The following is a 19873-nucleotide window of genomic DNA, read 5'->3' on the forward strand; positions in this document are numbered from 1 at the left end:
ATTTTTATAAAAGATAGATTCAAAATTAGATTTGTATCCTTGTTGTATTCTATGAATATTATAATGATGAACTCTATTATTTTTGGGTGCGTCTATGAAAATCAATTCTTTCTCTCCAATACCTGAAGATGATGAAGAGCTATCTTTGCCTGCATTAATTTATTGGGCATCTCTAGGTGATATCGATCAAGTAAAAGAATTACTAATAGAGGGAGAAGATCCTAATCAGACAGATGATGAGGGATATAGTGCTCTACAAGCAGCTGCTGAAAATGATCATTTAGAGATAGTTCAACTCTTAATTGAAACAGGTGCGCATGTCGCTTACAAAAGTGAATACACAGCATTAGAGCTTGCAGAAATGGCAGGTAATACTGATGTAGTGGAGTATTTAAAGAGTTTATAAAATTAAAGGCCTCTTTTGTTTAGAAAAGAGGCCTTTTGTTCAATTAAGACAAATGATATTTCTGTAATTTCTCAATAATGGATTGAAGACCTTTTACTTCAAACTCATTAGCTTCGAATTTTTCATCTTTATTACGTTTAAATATATCTCTTATCTCTATTACAGCATTCGGGTCAATAATACTTAAACTTGAGGTGACTTGACGTATTTGGCTAATCGAGCGAGAGCCATTTGTTGAACCATAGCCAATAAATGCAGCAGGTTTACCACCCCATTCCTTACCGACATAATCAAGTGCATTTTTTAAAGCTGGACTGTAACCATGGTTGTATTCTGGGCTAATAAAGATAAATGCATCTGCTTGAGCAATTTTGTCTGCCCATTCTTGTTGTTTAGGTTGATCATAAATCCCGGTAGCAGGTGGATGAGAGCCTGAAAATAACGGTAAATTCCACTCTTTTAAATCAACTACTTCTGTTTGGAAATCTTTTAAATTAAATGATGGAATTGTGGATTCTACCCAATTGGCAACTTTAATTGCTGTACGTCCTTCACGAACACTTCCTACGATAATATAGACCAGCATGTATTTTTCCTAAGAATTTTTATCTTTATAACTTAATTCATTATATAGATAGGAGAGAATATAGAATTTGTAAGGATTCTTATGTCTCTAATAAAAATTGAATCATAAAAAAGCCCTCATTTAGAGGGCTTTTTTATTTACATTAGCTTAATGCCTTGTTGGCCTTCAGGAGTAACCTTGAATATTTCTACTTCAAAGGTAATGTTTTTCCCAGCTAACGGATGATTAAAATCAATTTCTGTAATGTCATCATTAACTGATTTTACTACACCGAATAAGGTGGTTTTTGCCTTATCTTCAAATTCGATCATGTGACCAGGAATAGGGCGTTGCTCAAACTTAACTGTATCGAAAGTTTGAACATTTTCTGGATTCCACGGACCAAAAGCATCTTCTGGTGGAAGGTGTACTGTACGGCGGTCACCTGCACGTAAACCGAATAATGCTTTTTCGAAACCTGGTAAAAGGTTTCCGTCACCAATCGTCAGACTAACTGGCTCTTCACGGCTACGTGTATTGTCAATTTCTACACCATTTTCGATAGCCACAGAAAAGTGTAGATCGACTTTAGAGCCTTCTTGGATACGAATTTCTTCGTTAGGTTGAATAATTTCGGTCATATTATGCATCCGAATTTTGGTTACGTTGCTTCTCAAGGAAGAATGTATCAATGAGTAGCAAAATCGTACCTAGGGTGATGGCACTGTCCGCAATATTAAAAGCTGGAAAGTGATGATTTTGGTAATAAACATGAATAAAATCGACCACATAACCTAGGGTAATACGGTCAATTAAATTGCCTAAAGCTCCACCTAAAATTAAAGCGATGGCTACAGGTAGTACCACCATTTTTTTAGGCATACGCATTAACCAAAATACAAAAAGTACTGAAACTAAGCCCGCTAAAGATGTGAAGAAATAGCGCTGCCATCCTCCTGCATCAGATAAAAAGCTAAAAGCTGCACCATAGTTATGTAATAGTGTCCAGTTTAAAAATGGAAGTACTGGTACAGGATCTGCATAGTTGAGATGTGTACTTGCAATCCATTTTGTCCATTGATCCAATACAATGGCAAGGACAGAAAGTCCAAGCCAAATCAGATTATGTGGATAAAACTGGAATAAGCCTTTTTTAGCTTGTGAATTAGGCATATTTTCTCACTTCGCCACGACCAGTGACGTTCACAATACAACGACCACATAAACCAGGATGATCGGCATGTGTATTTACATCTGGAAGAACGTGCCAGCAACGTGCACATTTTTCACCTTCAGCTGCAGATATTTGTACACGTAAGCCTTCCATTTCAGTTGCTTCACCTTGCTCAGCAAATGGATGTACTACTACTTGCGAAGTAATAAGAACAAAACGGAGTTCATCAGCCAGTTGGTTTAAAACTGTTTGTAATGATTCACTTGCCCAAAGTTCAACTTTGGCTGAAAGATTACTGCCGACAAGTTTAGCGTTACGCGCTGCTTCAATCTGTTTATTTACTGCAGATTTTACGCTAATCAATGTTTGCCAATCTTCTTCAGAAAGCAAGTTTGCTTTTGATGAAACAGGCAAGTCATACCATTCTGATGTAAATACATACTTTTCAGTTTGTTCTGGAATCAGTGGCCAAGCTTCTTGAGCGGTAAAGCTTAGGATTGGGCTCATCCAACGGATAAATGCTTGAACAATATGATAAAGCGCTGTTTGTGCAGAACGGCGTGCCTGAGAATCCGCTTTAGTGGTGTATTGGCGATCTTTAATAATGTCTAGGTAGAAACCACCTAAGTCATTAATACAGAAGCTCGTTAACGCACTACACACCACATGGAAGTTCATTTCTTCATAGGCAGTGATAATAGTTTGTTGTACTTCATTTGCACGCTGTAAGATGTATTGATCTAGAGCAATAAGGTCATCTACGTCCAAAGCATCAGTACTTGGTTTGAAACCATTTAGATTGGCAAGTAAGAAGCGTAGAGTATTACGAATACGACGATAGCTATCACTTACACGGCTAAAGATTTCTTTCGATGCTGCGATTTCATAACGGTAGTCACTAGAAGCTACATATAGACGTAAACCATCGGCACCAAGCTGTTTGATGATTTCTTCAAGTGGGATATAGTTACCTAAAGATTTTGATAACTTACGACCGTTTTCATCCACTGTAAAACCATGTGTTAACAATGCCTTATATGGTGCACGATTGTGAATTGCCATGGACGTTAATAAAGAAGATTGGAACCAACCACGGTGTTGGTCTGATCCTTCTAAATATAAATCGGCAGGGCTTTCTAATTCATCACGTTGCTCAAGTACAGCGTAATGCGTTGTACCAGAGTCGAACCATACATCGAGTGTATCGCGAACAGCGTTATATTGTTCAGCATCTTCACCAATGAAGTCTTTTGCTTCACGTTTGAACCATGCTTCGATACCTTCTTCTTCGATCAGTTGAGCAACTTCTTCGATGAGTTCAGGTGTACGTGGGTGTAATTCGTTCGTGTCTTTATGAACGAAGAATGGAATTGGAACACCCCAAGTACGTTGACGTGAAATACACCAGTCCGGACGGCCTTCGATCATTGATTCAATACGGTTTTTACCCCAGTTCGGTACAAACTCGATATCATTTTCAATAGCATTAAGCGCACCTTCACGTAACCCTTTTTGATCCATGCTAATGAACCATTGTGGTGTAGCACGGAAAATAATAGGAGTCTTATGGCGCCAACAGTGTGGGTAGCTGTGTTTAATTGGTTGATGAGCCCATAAACGGCCTACAGCGCCCAAAGCTTCGATAATCTTTGGATTGGCTTTATAGATGTGCTCACCAGCATAGATTGGAGCAGTTGGGAGATAAACACCATTACCACCCACTGGGTTATCTACTTTAAGGTTGTATTGAAGACCTACTTTATAGTCGTCTGCACCATGGCCAGGTGCTGTATGTACGGCACCTGTACCGCTTGTTGCGATAACGTGTTCACCTAAAATAACCGGAACTTGACGATCAGTAAGTAGAGGGTGTTGTAAGGTAAGGTTTTCAAGAGCCGAACCTGTAAAATCAGCTAAAACAACTGGATTTTCAAGCTTGTAACGCTCAATCGCAGAAGCAACTAGGTCTTTAGCAAGAATGAAGTTTTGCTTACCGCGCTCAGTTGTCACTTGTACCAATTGATATTCAATTTCGGCATGCAACGCAACTGCTTGGTTAGCTGGTAATGTCCAAGGTGTAGTGGTCCAGATCACGATATCTGTCGGATCTTGAACTTCTATGTTTAAGCGAGCACTTAAATCTTTTAGATCGACAACGCCAAATCCAACGTCAATTGCGTCAGATTTTTTATCTTCGTATTCAACTTCTGCTTCAGCAAGAGCTGAACCACAGTCCATACACCAGTTCACTGGCTTTAAGCCTGGCTGGATATGGCCATTTTTCTGGATGAGACCTAGAGCACGAACGATATCGGCTTCTTGTTTGTAATTCATGGTGAGATAAGGATTATCCCAATCACCTAAAATACCAAGACGTTTAAAGTCAGTACGCTGTAAATCAATTTGTTTTAGCGCGTATTCACGGCAAAGTTTACGGAAAGTTGCTGCGTCAACTTTTTCGCCCACTTTACCCACTTTTTCTTCGACTTTTAGTTCGATTGGCAAACCGTGACAGTCCCAACCTGGAACATATGGTGCATCAAAACCTGAAAGCGTACGGCTTTTTACAATAACGTCTTTGAGTACTTTATTGACCGCGTGACCCAAGTGAATTGTACCGTTCGCATATGGAGGGCCATCATGCAAAATATATTTTTTCTTGCCAATACGCGATGCACGAATCTGCTGATAAATGTTGTCGGTATACCACTCTTCTAACCATTTCACTTCACGTACTGCCAAATTTGCTTTCATTGCAAATTGAGTATCCGGCAGGTTTAGCGTGGCTTTGTAGTCCACTGCATTCTCAGGAGTTTGCTTATCGCTCATGCAAGTTTTCTTCCAGTTTAATCAGCTTGGGAGCTGACATGTTTTACAATCAAAATTCGAATTAAAAAGGAAATTGTGTCGTGTCGTTACGATATTGTCGTAACTGTTTCACGTCATTATCAATTCCTGCCTTAAGTGCCTCAAGCGAAGGGTAGTTCAATTCACCATGAAGATAGTGAAGAAAAGTCACCCGCATAAATAAGCCATACAGATTAGCAGAAACATCAGGGAAATGTACTTCTAATCTCCATTCCGGATGTTCTTGCTGAATGGCGGGACGTGTACCGACATGACCTGCGCCATAGAGGCTATTTTCATGATATCCGGCAATTCCCGGTTTCTCTGGTGTTTCTTGGCGTACTTTTTCAGTGAGTGAAGTTGTTTCGCAAATGACTTCAACGCCATAAATACCGTTTAAACAAGGTTTGTGGCGGTTGAGACGAACATTAATGGTTGGAAAATCAAGAGTTCGTCCAATTTGGTCGCCATATTGGACACGTCCAGTAATACTGTACGGACGGCCTAATAATTTAGCTGCTAAAGCGAGATTACCCACTTGAAGTACTTGGCGAATACGGGTTGAACTGACGCGTTCACCTTCAAGTTCAATGGTATGTAAATTTGTGACTTGGAAGCCATAATCTTTTAAAAATTCACTATTGCCTTGGCGGTCTTTACCGAAATGAAAGTCATCCCCTAAAACTAATGACTGGGCATTTAATTTATTTTTTAATAAATCTGCGAAGGCAGATGCGCTCATGCTACGGAAATGTTCATCAAATTTAGCAACCGCAATATAGTCAACGCCAAGCTCAGCTAGGTATTCAACTTTTTCCCGTAATGAATTAATACGAGGAGGTGCATCGTAACCTTTAAAGAACTCAAGAGGTTGTGGCTCAAAAATCATGACCAAAGTTTTTAAGCCTTGTGCTGCAGCAATGTTTTTGAGTTGAGCAATCATCGCTTGGTGGCCTAAATGGACACCATCAAAATTACCAATAGTCACCGCTGTTTGAGGTAACTGAAAATTGGGCGATAACACATTAAGACGAAGCAGTTTCATGAACTTAAAATATGGCTATTTTTGCAAGGGCTATATATTGCCATAATCTCACAGATTCGTCTTGTTGTTGTGTTTTTACTCAGTTATTTTTCAATATGAATATCTTTATATTTAAAATACTGATGAATTAAATAAAAATAAATCAATTTTGCTTATCAATGGTTTGCTCTACTATGCCTTTATCCACTCTTTAATTAGAGAACTAAGATGAAAAAACCCTTTTATCAATTAAATCAAAGCAAAGATGTTATACGACATTTTACCCCAAATTGGTTTACAGCGACTATGGGTACTGGTGTGGTGAGTATGATTTTAATCCAGCTGCCATTTGCTCAATCTTTTTTATTCACGTTAGCAACTTGGTTATGGCAATTTAATATTGTCTTATTCAGCGTTTTTTCAGTTCTTTATTTATTGCGGTGGTTTCTTTTCCCTCATGAAGCGAAGCAAATTTTTAATCATCCAAATATGAGCTTGTTTTTAGGGGCTATCCCGATGGGGCTCGCAACGATATTAAACGGGTTTCTAAGCTTCGGTTTTGGGCTTTACGGTGAAGTCGCAATCCATATCGCCCAAGCTTTATGGTACATCGATGTCTTTTTAGCGCTAGCAATTGCGTGGATTGTGCCGTTTTGCATGTTTAGCCGTCAGAACCATCAGTTACATACGATGACCGCAATCTGGCTTTTACCTGTAGTTGCTTGTGAAGTAGCAGCAAGTTCTGCGGGGATGTTGGTTGCACATTTACCAGCAGATGTGCACAGCTTTCATCTATTACTGGCTGGTTATGTGCTCTGGGGAATCTCTGTTTTACCAGCATTCGCTATTTTGACAATTTTAATGTTGCGTATGGCTTTGCATCAGTTACCTGAAAAAGAAGTCGCTATTTCTAGCTGGCTCTCTTTAGGTCCTATTGGTACAGGTGCATTAGGTTTATTGCTATTAGGGCAGCAGGCACAAAGAGTAGCGCCAAACGTAGGATTTGACCAATTTGCGAATATCTTTCAAGCCTTAGGAGTTGTAGGTAGTCTCGTGCTTTTAGGCTTTGGGTTATGGTGGCTTGGTCTTGCGATTTTAACAACGCTTCGGCACGCAAAGACAGGTATTCCATTTAACTTGGGCTGGTGGGGCTTAACTTTTCCATTAGGCGTATTTATTCTCGCCCTATTTAACTTAGGACATCAGGTTGAAGTTGTATTTTTACAATACGTTGCTGTGGCATTGAGTTTTTTATTATTGGCAATGTGGGGCGTGGTAATGAAGAAAACGCTTGCAGGCGCATATAGCGGTCAACTGTTCTTTTCACCGTGTTTAATCGCTTTACAACAAAAAGTGCAGTAATGATGAAAAGGTGCAAAAAGCTTTTGCACCTGATTTATACTTATTTTCTAACTTATTTAATTTTGATTTGAGCTTTTTGAATGAACACTGATATTGCTTTAATTATGGCACTTCCTAATGAATCTAAGGGTTTATTTGAACAAGCAGGTGTAGAAGTCCATTACAGTGGTATTGGTAAGATTAATGCTGCCTTTAAAGCATTTGAAGTTATTCAAAAAACAGGATGCAAAACTTTAATTAACCTCGGTACAGCTGGAAGCTCTGCATTTAATCGACATGATTTGGTCGAAGTAAAAACTTTTGTACAACGTGATATGGATGTTTCTCCCTTAGGTTTTGAAGTAGGAGTAACGCCGTTAGATGATCACTTGCCAGCTGAAATTCATCTTCAAACACATTTTGCTGATTTGCCAAAAGCAATTTGTGGAACTGGAGACTCATTTGAAACAGGTCATCCAAAAGTCGCGTGTGATGTCGTGGATATGGAAGGCTATGCTTTAGCCAAAGTATGTCATAAGTTAGGCGTACGACTAATTTCGGTGAAGTATATTACTGATGGGGCAGATGACACCGCGTATCTGGATTGGGAAGAAAATTTATTGTTAGGTGCCCAGAAACTTTTAGCCCTTTATCAACACCATTTCTAAAAAAAGATCGGCAAATTTGCCGATCTTTTTTTTGTTTTAACGAGGCAATACGCCGTAGAGCATCAGGTGAACTGTATGCTCAATCGAACGCTGGAACATACTGCGGTTACGAAGCGTTTTACCGGTCACCATTTCCATTTGAGTTGCAAAATCTGCATAGTTTTGCGTAAGGCCCCAAATATTTAAGATTAATAATTCTGGGTCGATATCTGGGGAAATCTTTCCTTCTTCTTGCCAAGTCTGAATGACCTTGGCTTTGCGCTTAAATAGCTTTTTCAAAGGCCCTTTCAGTATTGGTAAAATATGTGGAGCGCCTTGAATAATTTCTAGTGCAAACAATCTTGATGCTTTCGGTTGGCTACGAGACAGTTCGATTTTTTGAATTAAATAGTGAGATAAGGCTTCGGCTGGTTCTAATTCAGCTTCTAAAGTTTGTAATGGGGCCAACCATTTTTGTAAAACGGTTGTGAGCACTTCTACATATAAAGACTCTTTATTTTCATAGTAATAGAAAATATTCGACTTATGCATGTCGGCGAGTTGGGCAATTTCATCCAGACTTGCTCCACTGAACCCATAGACTGAAAATACGTCAAGGGCCGCAGCAAGAAGCTGATTGCGCTTTTGGGTACTCTTTTTTTGTTCCATCTGCTGCATAATTAAAAAAATAATATTCCCATTGTAAGGGAAATTGTTTGATTTGTGCACAGGTGTCTTGCTTTTTTAATCAAAAAACAGCTAGTTATTTGCGTAATAGATATACTATTGTGCAAAAAATAGAGAGATTCACTAGTTTATTGTTATTATTAAAAATATTTTTTAAATTTCGCCCTAAAAAAGAGCAATAAAGCAGCAGTTTTATTGCTCGTAAATTGGGCATTTTTCGGTTGAACAGTTGTGATTACTCATCGCAACCTTAAGTTGCTAAAACCGCATCGAGTACTTGTTGCTCAAGCTGAGCAAAAGTAATGCTTTTTTTACGCGGACGCGGCAAATTAACTTGGAAACTTTGAGCAATTTTGCCCTTATCTAATAAGATAATACGGTCAGCCAATTGCACTGCTTCACTCACATCGTGTGTGACCAAAATTGCAGTAAAGCCTTGCTCTTTCCATAAACGTTCAATCAAGCTTTGCATCTCAAGCCGAGTTAGAGCATCTAATGCACCTAACGGCTCATCTAACAATAATATGCGGGGTGTATGCGAAAGTGCACGTGCTAAAGCTGTACGCTGACGTTGACCACCTGAAAGTTGGGAAGGCCATTGCCCAGATTTTTCTTTTAAACCGACTTTTTCTAATAATTGTTCAGCAAAAGCATGTTGCGATTTTGGTAGCCCAAGTTGAACATTTTGAAGAATATTTCTCCAAGGAAGTAAACGAGGATCTTGAAACATGACACGAATATCGTCGCTAGTAATACCTTCACGCAAATGTCGGGCAGATTTAAATTTGATTTCCCCAAAACTGGCTTTTTCAAGTTGGGCAATTAAACGTAATAACGTACTTTTGCCACAACCACTTCGGCCAACAATTGCTACAAACTCACCAGGCTGAATATGTAGATCAAGATCTTCGAGGACCTTTACCTCACCATAAAATTTATAAAGTTGCTCAATCAGAATCTCTGCACCTAATACTGGTTCTTGAGATTCTGTTGGTTCTTCCGGAATGAGCTGCACTTCATTCTGATTAATATTTAAATTCAGATTTGTCATGTTCTAAGCTCCCTTATTTCTGATATCCAGAATGCCAACGTAGTAAATAGCGTTCTAAAAGCTGTGCTAAAACATCTGCCAGTTTGCCTAGTAAGGCGTACAGAAGAATACCGACCAGAACTACATCCGTTTGTAAAAACTCACGTGCATTCATGGTCATATAACCAATACCTGCTTGAGCTGAAATGGTTTCAGCAACAATGAGCAATACCCAAACCAAACCTAAAGCAAAGCGTAAACCCACTAAAATAGAAGGCATCGCACCTGGCAAAATAATTTCTTTGTAGAGCTGCCAACGTGAAAGTCCGTAGCTTTTGCCCATCTCAATCAATTGAGGGTCAACTGACCGAATACCGTGATAAGTGTTGATATAGATAGGGAAGAAAACACCTACTGCGACTAAAAATAATTTTGCTGTTTCATCAATGCCGAACCACAAGATGACAAGTGGGATAAGTGCTAAGGCAGGGATGTTACGAATCATTTGTAAGGTCGTATCGAGCAGGGTAGAGGCGAAACGCGAAGACCCGTTGAGTAGACCCAATAACAAGCCTAAGCCACCGCCAATCAACAACCCTAGTAAAGCACGTCCTGCACTGACTTTAACGTGCTGCCAGAGTTCACCACTCACCAGTAGATGCCAAAAGGCGGAAACTACAGCAGTAGGTGCAGGTAAAATACGGCTTTCTAGAAGACCCGAACTTGAGGCAATTTGCCAAACAACTAATAGAAGAATAGGGAAAATCCAAGGCAGCAAACGCTGCCCGATTTGTTTTGTTCCACGTGAAACAACACTTTCAGCTTTGCTCATGCAGGCTCCTTGACGGAACTATTTTGCTTCTTCTCGTCTGGAACATAATTGTTGGCAATAATTTCCCCGAATGGACCGGTTAAATTTGGCTGAGCAAGTTTAGCGCGAGTTTCAATTGGTAATAACGGGAATACCAACTCTGCAAAACGGATTGATTCTTCAAGATGTGGATAGCCTGAGAAAATGAAGGTATCAATACCTAAGTCAGCATATTCCTGAATGCGAGCAGCAACTGTTTCAGGATCACCTACAAGAGCTGTTCCAGCACCACCACGGACTAAGCCAATACCTGCCCAAAGGTTTGGAGATACTTCAAGCTTGTCTCTGTTGCCGCCGTGGAGAGCCGCCATACGTTGTTGGCCTACAGAGTCCATTTGTGCAAATTTTTTCTGTGCTGCAGCAATAGTCGCATCATCAAGATATTGGATAAGCTCGTTAGCTGCTGCCCAAGCTTGTTCGTTGGTTTCACGAACAATTACATGCAAGCGAATGCCGTAAGTTAATTTACGACCTTTAGCCTCAGCTTTAGCATGAACATGTTCGATCTTTTGTTTGACAGCTTCTGGCGGTTCCCCCCAAGTGAGGTAAGTATCGACTTGCTCAGCTGCAAGATCGACAGCGACGTCTGAAGAGCCGCCGAACCAAAGTGGTGGATAAGGCTTTTGAACAGGTGGGTAAAGTAGTTTTGCATCATCCACTTGTAAGCGTTCACCGTGGAATGTAAAAGCTTCACCTGTATGTGAGCGTGTCAAAATCTCACGCCAGATTTTTACGTATTCATTAGCAGTTTGATAACGTGTTGAGTGATCTTCATATAAGCCATCACCGCGTAGTTCTGCTTCATCACCACCAGTCACTAAGTTGAGTAACACACGGCCATTCGACAAACGGTCAAACGTTGCAGCCATACGTGCTGCCAACGCTGGTGTCGTTACCCCTGGTCGTAATGCAACTAAAAATTTAAGGTGTTGAGTGGCATCAATTAGGCTAGCCGCCGTAATCCAAGGGTCTTCACATGAACGACCTGTTGGAATAAGTACACCTTCGTAACCTAAATTATCTACTGCCACAGCAATTTGCTTCATATAGGCATGGTCAACCTGACGAGCGCCTTTACTTGTACCTAAATAGCGACTATCACCGTGGGTAGGAATAAACCAGAAAATTTTCATGTGCATTACCTATATGTCTGTTGAAATTACTTGGCAATCCAAACAGCTTGTTTAATGCTGATTGGTTTTGGAATGATGCCTTGTTGAGTAAAAATGTCTGCGAGTTGCTGCTGCTCAGCAATCACTTTGCTGTTCAGCGGAGCTGCCGATGATGGGCGTGGACGTCGTTTAATGAATAAATCACTGGTTGCAGGCTTAAGCCCTGTGCTTTGGCCAATCGCACCTGCCGTTTCTGCTTGATGGCTTTGAACCCATTTGTCAGCTTGATTGATTTGTTTGATGAGTCCAGAAACAGCTTTAGGATGTTGTTTAACAAAATTTGGAGCTGCTAAATAAAATGTATAGTTCGGGCTTAAACCTTTACCCGATGTAAGAACACGAGCTTGGTCTTCTAGTTGTGCTGAAGCGAAATAAGGATCCCAAATTGCCCATGCATCAACGGCACCTCTTTGAAATGCTGCGCGAGCATCGGCAGGAGCAAGCCAGATGGGGGTAATATCGCTCCATTTTAAGCCAGCTTTACGCACAGCCTGTACGAGTAAGTAATGTGAACTGGAACCTTTTTGCAACGCAATGCGTTTGCCTTTAAGGTCTTTAAGTTGGGTGAGCTGTGAGTTTTTAGGAACTAAAATTGCTGATGCCAATGGCTTAGCTGCTTCATAAGCAATGTAATATAAAGGCTTGCCTGCTGCTTGTGCGTAGACTGGTGGTGTGTCTCCAGTAACGCCGACATCGAGTGAGCCAACAGCCAATGCTTCTAAAATTTGTGGACCAGCAGGGAACTCATTCCAAGTAATTTTTGCATTTGGAAATTCTTGTTCAAATAGCTTTTGCTGTTTGGCAATTGCAAAGTTAATCGAACTTTTTTGAAAACCAATACGAAGTTCTTTCACAGTTGGATCAATTGCCCAAGCTGGCGCTGCGATTGTTAAGCCTAATACAGTGACTGCACTGAGGCGCTTAATTAATTGTGTCCACTGACTCTTACTAAATAATGACTGATGTTGCATATTGATATCCTTGTTCCCCTTGAGGCAAGGCACAGCATTTATATCGTTATTTAAGCTGTGCCCAAGCTGGGGTTATTTCAGTTTTAAAATGGCGTCTTGAATGGTGAGTTTGTTTGGAATGAGCTTTTGTGCATAAAAAGCATCAGCCACATATTGTTGTTCTTGTGCCACCTTGTCAGATATTGGCTGCACTCCGAAACCCATACGTGAAATGGAAGTTTTGAGTACATCCAACTCAAGTGCGGTCGGTTTTTCGAGTAACTTGGCAGCTTCATCCTGATGTGAACTTACCCACTCAGTGGTCTGGTTAAGTGTCTGTACAACAGTGTTGAGTACTTTCGGATTATTTTCTGCAAATTTACGGTCAGCTAAATAGAACTGATGATTACTCACCAAGTTTTCACCTGTTGCTAAAACTCGGGCCTGAATTTGATGTTCAGCTGCTGCAAAGAACGGGTCCCAAATGACCCATGCATCGACTGCACCTTTTTCAAAGGCAGCACGAGCGTCTGATGGCGGTAAATAAACTGGTTGAATATCACTTAAGCTTAAGTTGTTGGCTTCTAAAACTTTTAACAATAGGTAATGAACATTCGAGCCTTTGTTAAGAGCAACACGTTTGCCTTTTAAATCTTTAATAGATTGGATTGGAGAGTCTTTTTGTACCAATAGTGCTTCAGCTTTTGGCGCAGCAGGTTGGTTTGCGACATAGACTAAATTTGGATTGGCAGCCTGAGCAAAGATCGGTGGTGCTTCACCAGCTTCCCCCAGCGAAACACTTCCTACGTTTAAACCTTCAAGCAATTGAGGGCCAGCAGGGAACTCAACCCATTTCACTTGCACGCCTTGTTCTTTTAATGCTTTTTCTAAGTCACCACGAGCCTTTAAAATAGGAAGAATCCCATATTTTTGGTAGCCAATATTTAAAGTTGTGATGGCTTGTTCCTCTTTTTTGGCACAACCACTTAACATCATCACTCCTGCAAGGCTGGCCGCGATGACTGAATATTTTGCCCATGAAGTGGTGTTGAAAAGTGCCATGAGATTTCGTGCTCCCCGAAAGAGAAAAAGAAAAAATAATTGGATGAGCAGATACCCTAAATGGATTTTTATTTCAGAAAAAATAAGTATTCGGTCTTTATTTATGCAAAAAAAAGCTAAACACAATAGGCTATAAACTTATGTGAAAAAATGATTTATCTAATAGAAATATATTTAATGAATTGCGAGTAAGTTGATGTAAATAAAATAAAAAATATTAAAATCTTAAAAAAATAGATTTTAAAAAAAGTACAACCATAAATTAATCGTGTTTACGGTTGTACTTTTTGAACTAAGCTTATCTGAAATAAGAATATCTTAAAAATAGCAAAGGCTAAGGAAGTGGTTTTTTAAAGACTAAAGAATTTCTTTGATAGTTATAGAGTGCCTGACGAGCATTGGGTAAGTCATCAACAGTAACTTGATGAAAACCATGCTCCAAAAACCAGTGAGCTGTCCGAGTCGTTAAAACAAATAATTGACGAATACCTTGTTCTTTTGCTTTTTCTTCAAGGAATTGCAAAATTTGGCTGCCACGGTTCGATTTACGATAACTTGGATGTACTGCGACGCAGGCAATTTCTGCTGAACGTGTTTCATTAAATTCTGTTGGAATTGGATAAAGTGCAGCACACGCTAGAATCGTACCATCGCGTTCGATAACAGCGAACTGGCTAATCTCTTGCTCTAAACGTTCACGTGAACGATAAACCAAGATACCTTCTTCTTCTAATGGACGTAATAAATTCATTAAACCGCCCACATCTTGAATGTTGGCCATGCGAACTTCTTCATAATGCGCATCGGTAATCATGGTACCAACACCATCACGAGTGAACAGCTCTTCAATTAGTGCACCATCATAGGCATAAGATATGAGGTGAACACGGTGTACGCCTGATAAAGACGCTTTTTTTGCTTGTTGCAAATGTAAAGTAAGTGTTGGGCTAAGGGTTTGGTATTGTTGAATATAGTAGTCCAGTTGATGTGGGCTTAATTCACGTAATATTTGCTCATCTTCATTCAGCAATCCTTGTTGCTCACCTAGAAAAATGAGTTTATCTGCTTTTAAGTAAGTTGCTGTTTTAGTTGCGACTTCTTCAGCTCTTAAGTTAAATACCTCACCTGTAGTGGAGTAACCTGTTGGTCCTAGCAGTACAATATTATGGTTGTCGAGGTGCCGATCAATCGCATCGGTATCGATAGAACGAACTTCACCTGTAAGCTGGAAATCCATGCCATCACGAATGCCATAAGGTTTAGCAGTCACAAAATTACCTGATACCACATCTATGCGAGCGCCGTACATTGGCGAGTTTGCTAAGCCCATAGAAAGCAATGCTTCGATTTCTAGGCGGATAGAACCTACAGCACTCATGACACAGCTTAAAGATTCGCGTGTGGTAATACGGCTGTTGTCATAAAAAGGAGTTTCGATTCCTTTTTCTTTAAGATTTTGATTAATTTGTGGACGTGCGCCATGAACTAAGATTAAGCGGATGCCAAGAGAATGTAATAAAGCAATATCGTGAATGATATGTTCGAAATTAGGATGTCGGACTGCTTCACCACCAAACATCAACACAAATGTTTTATCGCGGTGAGCATTAATGTAGGGCGCTGAGTGTCGAAACCAGTGTACATAATGCTGGGTGTTATTATGCGACTTACTTTCAGGCTTACTTGGCATACCGATCTCGAATCAACAGCAAAAAGATATAAAGATGATTCTAAACAAAAAAGACTAAAGCCGCATGTTTTAGATAAAAAAACACCCAAATTGAAATTTGGGTGTTTAAATTTTTTTGATTAGTGAACAACTCTAATGATTTTATGACTTTGTTCATTCACTAATACGTAATTTCCGTTCACTTTATACCATTTTTGATAGCGACCCGGTTTAGTTAATTTTTGGTGTTGACGATAGTCGATCACGTAACGTGAATGTCGATACTCATGCGGTACAACCTGACCTACTCTCCACGCATTACGATGGTCATCTTTTTTAATCACTTTAACTGTTTTTACTTCATGGTTTTGATAGTTGCCATGATGATTATGATCATTTGGTGCTGCCATTGCTGTTGTTGCAACTAAACCACTAAGTGAAAGAACAATCGCTGTTGTTAATTTTTTCATTGTAAACCTCGAATGATGAGTTAAATTTCAATAATTAAAGATTAGTGAACAATTGCAGATAAATCGTGGAGGCTAAGAAGAATAAATGTGAAAACTCTATATGAAATAAGAAGAAATTAAGAAAATTCATCATTTAAGAATATAAAAAATCTTTTTATTTTTAAGTTAGATAAGCAATAAAAAAGGATAAAACCCAGAGGCTTTATCCTTTTTATTCAGCGATAGCGAGGGTCTATCGCCTTAAAAACCACGAATACTCACAATGCTATTAGAATCTGTGTCGACTAAAATATAGTCATTGTTGATTTTGTACCATTGCTGATTACGGCCTGGTTTCGGCAGGTTACTGTCTTTATAGTCGACTTTATAGCCATTACCACGATAGTGCTGTGGCATAACATAGCCAGGCTGCCAGCGATGTTGTTTTAAGCGTTCAAAGCCACGTTCTTCGCGCATACGGCGTTCGTCACGGATACGATCTTCATCATGATCACGTCCAAATCCTGGCCCACGATCATTCCACTCACCGCGTGGCCCTCCACCTTTAGGTCCTTTGGGACCATGGCCTCGGTCAAAAGGAGGATCGGCAAAGCTTGCCATACTTGTGGTCAGTACGGTTATGCAAAGGGCTAAGATGGTGAACAACTTTTTCATGATGCATCCTCGTTTACATCTGATGTCTCTCATGTTGAATACTCTACGCGCAAAATGCAGAGAAACTGTGAAGATCATTTAATGGTTCAATTAAAATTACGGATAGATCAAGAGTTTTTATCAATAATAAAAAAGGCTTGTATATATCTTTTCAGGTATAGGCAAGCCAGATTTGATGATTGGCCGTAATTGAATCTAGCTTTTCATCTTTAACTTTTTTAATCCTGCGCATCAATACTTTGACCATTGAGTGCCAAGCTGTCTTCACCCATTAAATAGAGATAGGCAGGCAAGATCGACTCTGGTGTAGGTAGTGTTTTCGGATCTTCTTGTGGGTAAGCTTTCGCACGCATTGCAGTACGTGTTGCGCCTGGATTAATGCAGTTAAAGCGAATATTTGGATAAGTATTCTCCGCTGCAAAAATTTTACTCACTGCTTCAATTGCAATTTTTGAGACAGAATATGCGCCCCACAAAGCACGTGCTTCACGACCTACACCTGAACTGGTAAATACGACAGAGGCGTTTTCTGACTTTTGCAAAAGTGGCAATAAGGCTTGAGTGAGGGCAAAAGGAGCTCGTAAGTTAACTGCCATCACGTCATCCCACACTTCGGTAGGATAATGTGCTAGCTCTACACGCTCACCTAAAATACCGGCATTATGCAAAATACCGTCTAGACGTCCAAATTGCTTTTCAAGTGTATCGACTAAAAAGTCATAATCACGGTCAGAGGCACTTGAAAGTTGTAATGGTAAAATCGCGGGCTGAGGTGCGCCTAGACTTTCAATTTCATCATAAATCACTTCAAGTTTATTTAAGGTTCTACCATGCAGGACAACAGTCGCACCATGTAGGGCATAACTTAGAGCTGCAGCTCGCCCAATTCCATCACCAGCACCGGTAATTAAAATAATTCGATCTTTGAGTAGATCCGGACGAGGTTGGTATTCTGAATATTTCATTGGTAAACCTCCTTCTTTTTATATTGATAAAACAAATAGCCGTTAAAAAAGTCTATAAAACTCTTAAGTTAACTTATCATACGCTGATTTTCCTGTAGAGCAGGAAGCTTTTGACGTAACATATCGTGTAATTCTGTCACTGTATTTACAATCGAATCGGCCTGCCAAGCGGCTAAATCATCACGGTGTTCAATAGGCAAATAACCGTACGCAGCTAAAATAGTGTACATATCGGCATTGCGGCCAGCATCAATATCACGTGGATGATCACCTACATAAATAATTTCATCTGCTGATATATTTAACTGTTTAGCAGCCAAATACATTGGTTCAGGGTCTGGTTTGGTTTTACTGACATCTTCAGGACATACCAAAACCGCACAGCGTTCTGTCAGATTTAACTTTTCTAAAAGAGATTCACTTAAACCGCGTGGTTTGTTGGTCACAATACCCCACGGAATTTGCGCAGCTTCTAACTCTTCTAAGAGTGGATACATACCTTCAAACAGATCTGTATCAACCACAATATTATTGCCGTAAATATCTAAAAAGTTTTGACGATGTGCCAAGAAAATTGGATTGGCCATATCCAGCTCTGGATAAACCAATTTCACCATCGCACGTGCGCCTTCAGACACCTGAGTGCGAATAAGATCGGCTTCTACAACAGGGCGTCTTGCATCACGGCACATTTGCTGAATAATACGAATGAAATCCGCAGCTGTATCGATAAGCGTACCGTCTAAATCAAATAAAACAGCTTTCATCATGCACCTGTATTAATCGTATGAACCATATAGTTAACGTCAACATTTGGCGCTAACCAGTAATGCTTGGTCAGTGGGTTGTAATGTAGTCCAGTCATTTCTTTTAACGTAAGGCCTGCATTACGAATATCATGTGCCATTTCAGATGGTCGAATAAATTTATGATAATCATGTGTACCTTTTGGCAACATGCGTAGTACGTACTCTGCACCAATAATGGCAAATAAATAAGATTTTGGGTTACGGTTAATGGTCGAGAAGAACACATGGCCGCCCGGTTTAACCAGAGCCTGACAAGCTTTTACAATAGATGCCGGATCTGGAACGTGTTCCATCATTTCCATACAAGTCACCACATCATATTGACCTGCTTGTTCTTGTGCTAATTCTTCTACAGGAATTTGACGATATTCAATATTTTGAACATTTTCTTGCTGAGCATGTAAACGGCCGACAGCTAGAGGTGCTTCACCCATATCAATGCCTAATACATCTGCGCCACGACGTGCCATGCTTTCGGCCAAGATACCGCCACCACAGCCGACATCAAGTACTTTTTTACCAGCAAGACCGCCTGCGCGTTCATCAATCCAGTTAAGACGTAGAGGATTGATTTGATGAAGTGGGCGAAATTCAGAATGTTGATCCCACCATTTGGCAGCAAGTGCTTCAAACTTTGCGATTTCTTGTAAATCAACATTCAATTGCGACATGGTGCTACCTCTAAACTTGAGTTATCTTTTTGGATGTAGTTCGCCGTTAGTGTAGCGATTATTGGGAAAAAAGCGATAAACCCAATAAAAAACTTCACAGAAGCAAAACGAATTTAGCATATTTGTTTTATATTTAGGGCATAAGCTAATGCATAACAACTTAGAGGAAAAGCTGTAGCAATGAAAAAATTGGTTTTGGGTGGTTTGAGTGCAGCAATTATGGCCGTATCGGGTAGTGCAATGGCAGCAGATTTTGTTGCTGGTAAAGACTACACCGTGATTGCCAATCCAGGCAAAGTGGAAGTTCCGGGGAAAATCGAAGTTCGAGAGTTCTTTTGGTATGGATGCCCACACTGTTTTAAACTTGAACCGCATATGCAAACGTGGTTAAAACAGATTCCTAAAGATGTACGTTTTGTACGTACACCTGCTGCAATGAATAAAATGTGGGAACAAGGGGCACGTACGTACTATACATCTGAGGCATTAGGTGTACGTAAACGCACGCATTTACCACTATTCCATGCGATTCAGGTGAACGGTCAACAAATTTTTGATCAGGCTTCTGCTGCGAAATTCTTTACTCGTTATGGCGTACCTGAGCAGAAATTTAATAGTACTTATAACTCGTTTGCTGTGACGGCAAAAGTTGCTGAGTCAAATAAACTTGCTCAACAGTACCAATTAACAGGCGTACCTGCAGTGGTCGTGAATGGTAAATATGTTGTGCAGGGTGAAGATGGTAAAGTTACTCAAGTTCTTAATTATTTAATTGAGAAAGAACGTAAAGCAAAATAAGTTGTTTAGGCTTTACTTCAAAAATGGGCTTCATACGAAGCCCATTTTTATATTTAATTTA

General features: G+C 40.0%; 21 protein-coding genes. 4 read left to right on the forward strand and 17 right to left on the reverse strand.

Annotation, left to right across the window (positions count from 1 at the left end; genetic code table 11):
- Nucleotides 1–94: 94 nt before the first annotated feature.
- On the forward strand, nt 95–406 hold the full coding sequence (locus ACXM0J_RS12085) for an ankyrin repeat domain-containing protein (RefSeq protein ID WP_086266090.1): 312 nt from the start codon (nt 95–97) through the stop codon (nt 404–406).
- 43 nt (nt 407–449) lie between these two features.
- Here the strand turns inward: ACXM0J_RS12085 and ACXM0J_RS12090 are convergent, their stop codons facing one another.
- From ACXM0J_RS12090 to ribF, 5 genes are all read right to left on the reverse strand, one after another.
- On the reverse strand, nt 450–992 hold the full coding sequence (locus tag ACXM0J_RS12090; RefSeq protein WP_086266091.1) for an NADPH-dependent FMN reductase: 543 nt from the start codon (nt 990–992) through the stop codon (nt 450–452).
- A 137-nt stretch (nt 993–1129) separates the two neighbouring features.
- On the reverse strand, nt 1130–1612 hold the full coding sequence (locus ACXM0J_RS12095) for an FKBP-type peptidyl-prolyl cis-trans isomerase (protein ID WP_057067883.1): 483 nt from the start codon (nt 1610–1612) through the stop codon (nt 1130–1132).
- A gap of 1 nt (nt 1613) precedes the next feature.
- The gene (gene lspA, locus ACXM0J_RS12100) at nt 1614–2144 is read right to left on the reverse strand and encodes a signal peptidase II (RefSeq protein ID WP_005804840.1); all 531 of its coding nucleotides are present in this window, start codon (nt 2142–2144) and stop codon (nt 1614–1616) included.
- On the reverse strand, nt 2137–4974 hold the full coding sequence (gene ileS / locus ACXM0J_RS12105) for an isoleucine--tRNA ligase (protein ID WP_086266092.1): 2838 nt from the start codon (nt 4972–4974) through the stop codon (nt 2137–2139). Before ileS ends, lspA begins: the two co-directional genes overlap by 8 nt.
- Nucleotides 4975–5035: 61 nt before the next feature.
- Nucleotides 5036–6037, reverse strand: coding sequence for a bifunctional riboflavin kinase/FAD synthetase (gene ribF, locus ACXM0J_RS12110; protein ID WP_086266093.1), 1002 nt, complete (start codon nt 6035–6037; stop codon nt 5036–5038).
- Nucleotides 6038–6244: 207 nt separating this feature from the next.
- Here ribF and ACXM0J_RS12115 point away from each other — a divergent pair, with 207 nt between their 5' ends.
- Complete coding sequence (locus ACXM0J_RS12115) at nt 6245–7378, forward strand: TDT family transporter (protein WP_086266094.1); 1134 nt, start codon at nt 6245–6247, stop codon at nt 7376–7378.
- An 80-nt stretch (nt 7379–7458) separates the two neighbouring features.
- Nucleotides 7459–8025 carry a 5'-methylthioadenosine/S-adenosylhomocysteine nucleosidase family protein gene (locus ACXM0J_RS12120; protein WP_086266095.1) on the forward strand — a complete coding sequence of 189 codons (567 nt, stop codon included), beginning with the start codon at nt 7459–7461 and terminating at the stop codon, nt 8023–8025.
- 36 nt (nt 8026–8061) lie between these two features.
- Here the strand turns inward: ACXM0J_RS12120 and ACXM0J_RS12125 are convergent, their stop codons facing one another.
- The 12 genes from ACXM0J_RS12125 to ubiG form a co-directional block, all read right to left on the reverse strand.
- A complete protein-coding gene (locus ACXM0J_RS12125) occupies nt 8062–8682 on the reverse strand; it encodes a TetR/AcrR family transcriptional regulator (protein WP_009387703.1) in 621 nt (206 codons plus the stop codon).
- 259 nt (nt 8683–8941) lie between these two features.
- On the reverse strand, nt 8942–9742 hold the full coding sequence (locus ACXM0J_RS12130; protein WP_086266096.1) for an ATP-binding cassette domain-containing protein: 801 nt from the start codon (nt 9740–9742) through the stop codon (nt 8942–8944).
- Between the two features lie 13 nt (nt 9743–9755).
- Nucleotides 9756–10553: an aliphatic sulfonate ABC transporter permease SsuC gene (gene ssuC, locus ACXM0J_RS12135; protein ID WP_002120785.1), complete on the reverse strand. Its 798-nt coding sequence runs from the start codon at nt 10551–10553 to the stop codon at nt 9756–9758.
- Nucleotides 10550–11725, reverse strand: coding sequence for an FMNH2-dependent alkanesulfonate monooxygenase (gene ssuD, locus ACXM0J_RS12140; RefSeq protein ID WP_086266097.1), 1176 nt, complete (start codon nt 11723–11725; stop codon nt 10550–10552). Before ssuD ends, ssuC begins: the two co-directional genes overlap by 4 nt.
- A 26-nt stretch (nt 11726–11751) precedes the next feature.
- Nucleotides 11752–12735 (reverse strand): sulfonate ABC transporter substrate-binding protein, encoded by a 984-nt coding sequence (locus tag ACXM0J_RS12145; protein WP_086266098.1) that lies wholly within the window; start codon nt 12733–12735, stop codon nt 11752–11754.
- Nucleotides 12736–12807: 72 nt separating this feature from the next.
- Entirely contained in the window at nt 12808–13776 is a 969-nt protein-coding gene (locus tag ACXM0J_RS12150; protein ID WP_086266099.1) for a sulfonate ABC transporter substrate-binding protein, read from the reverse strand.
- A 334-nt stretch (nt 13777–14110) separates the two neighbouring features.
- Nucleotides 14111–15466: an amino-acid N-acetyltransferase gene (argA, locus tag ACXM0J_RS12155; protein WP_057085049.1), complete on the reverse strand. Its 1356-nt coding sequence runs from the start codon at nt 15464–15466 to the stop codon at nt 14111–14113.
- Between the two features lie 119 nt (nt 15467–15585).
- Nucleotides 15586–15915, reverse strand: coding sequence for an RcnB family protein (locus ACXM0J_RS12160; protein ID WP_017482365.1), 330 nt, complete (start codon nt 15913–15915; stop codon nt 15586–15588).
- A 240-nt stretch (nt 15916–16155) separates the two neighbouring features.
- Nucleotides 16156–16569 (reverse strand): RcnB family protein, encoded by a 414-nt coding sequence (locus ACXM0J_RS12165; protein WP_009387402.1) that lies wholly within the window; start codon nt 16567–16569, stop codon nt 16156–16158.
- Between the two features lie 218 nt (nt 16570–16787).
- Entirely contained in the window at nt 16788–17534 is a 747-nt protein-coding gene (locus ACXM0J_RS12170) for a YciK family oxidoreductase (protein ID WP_002120710.1), read from the reverse strand.
- A gap of 68 nt (nt 17535–17602) precedes the next feature.
- Nucleotides 17603–18304: an HAD family hydrolase gene (locus ACXM0J_RS12175; RefSeq protein ID WP_086266100.1), complete on the reverse strand. Its 702-nt coding sequence runs from the start codon at nt 18302–18304 to the stop codon at nt 17603–17605.
- Nucleotides 18301–19014, reverse strand: a complete 714-nt coding sequence (gene ubiG / locus ACXM0J_RS12180) for a bifunctional 2-polyprenyl-6-hydroxyphenol methylase/3-demethylubiquinol 3-O-methyltransferase UbiG (RefSeq protein ID WP_005804826.1) — start codon at nt 19012–19014, stop codon at nt 18301–18303. Before ubiG ends, ACXM0J_RS12175 begins: the two co-directional genes overlap by 4 nt.
- A 180-nt stretch (nt 19015–19194) precedes the next feature.
- Here ubiG and ACXM0J_RS12185 point away from each other — a divergent pair, with 180 nt between their 5' ends.
- Entirely contained in the window at nt 19195–19812 is a 618-nt protein-coding gene (locus tag ACXM0J_RS12185; RefSeq protein ID WP_002120747.1) for a thiol:disulfide interchange protein DsbA/DsbL, read from the forward strand.
- The last annotated feature ends 61 nt before the right edge of the window (nt 19813–19873 follow it).

The organism is Acinetobacter sp. GRABPA_MV_2 (genome assembly GCF_056725885.1).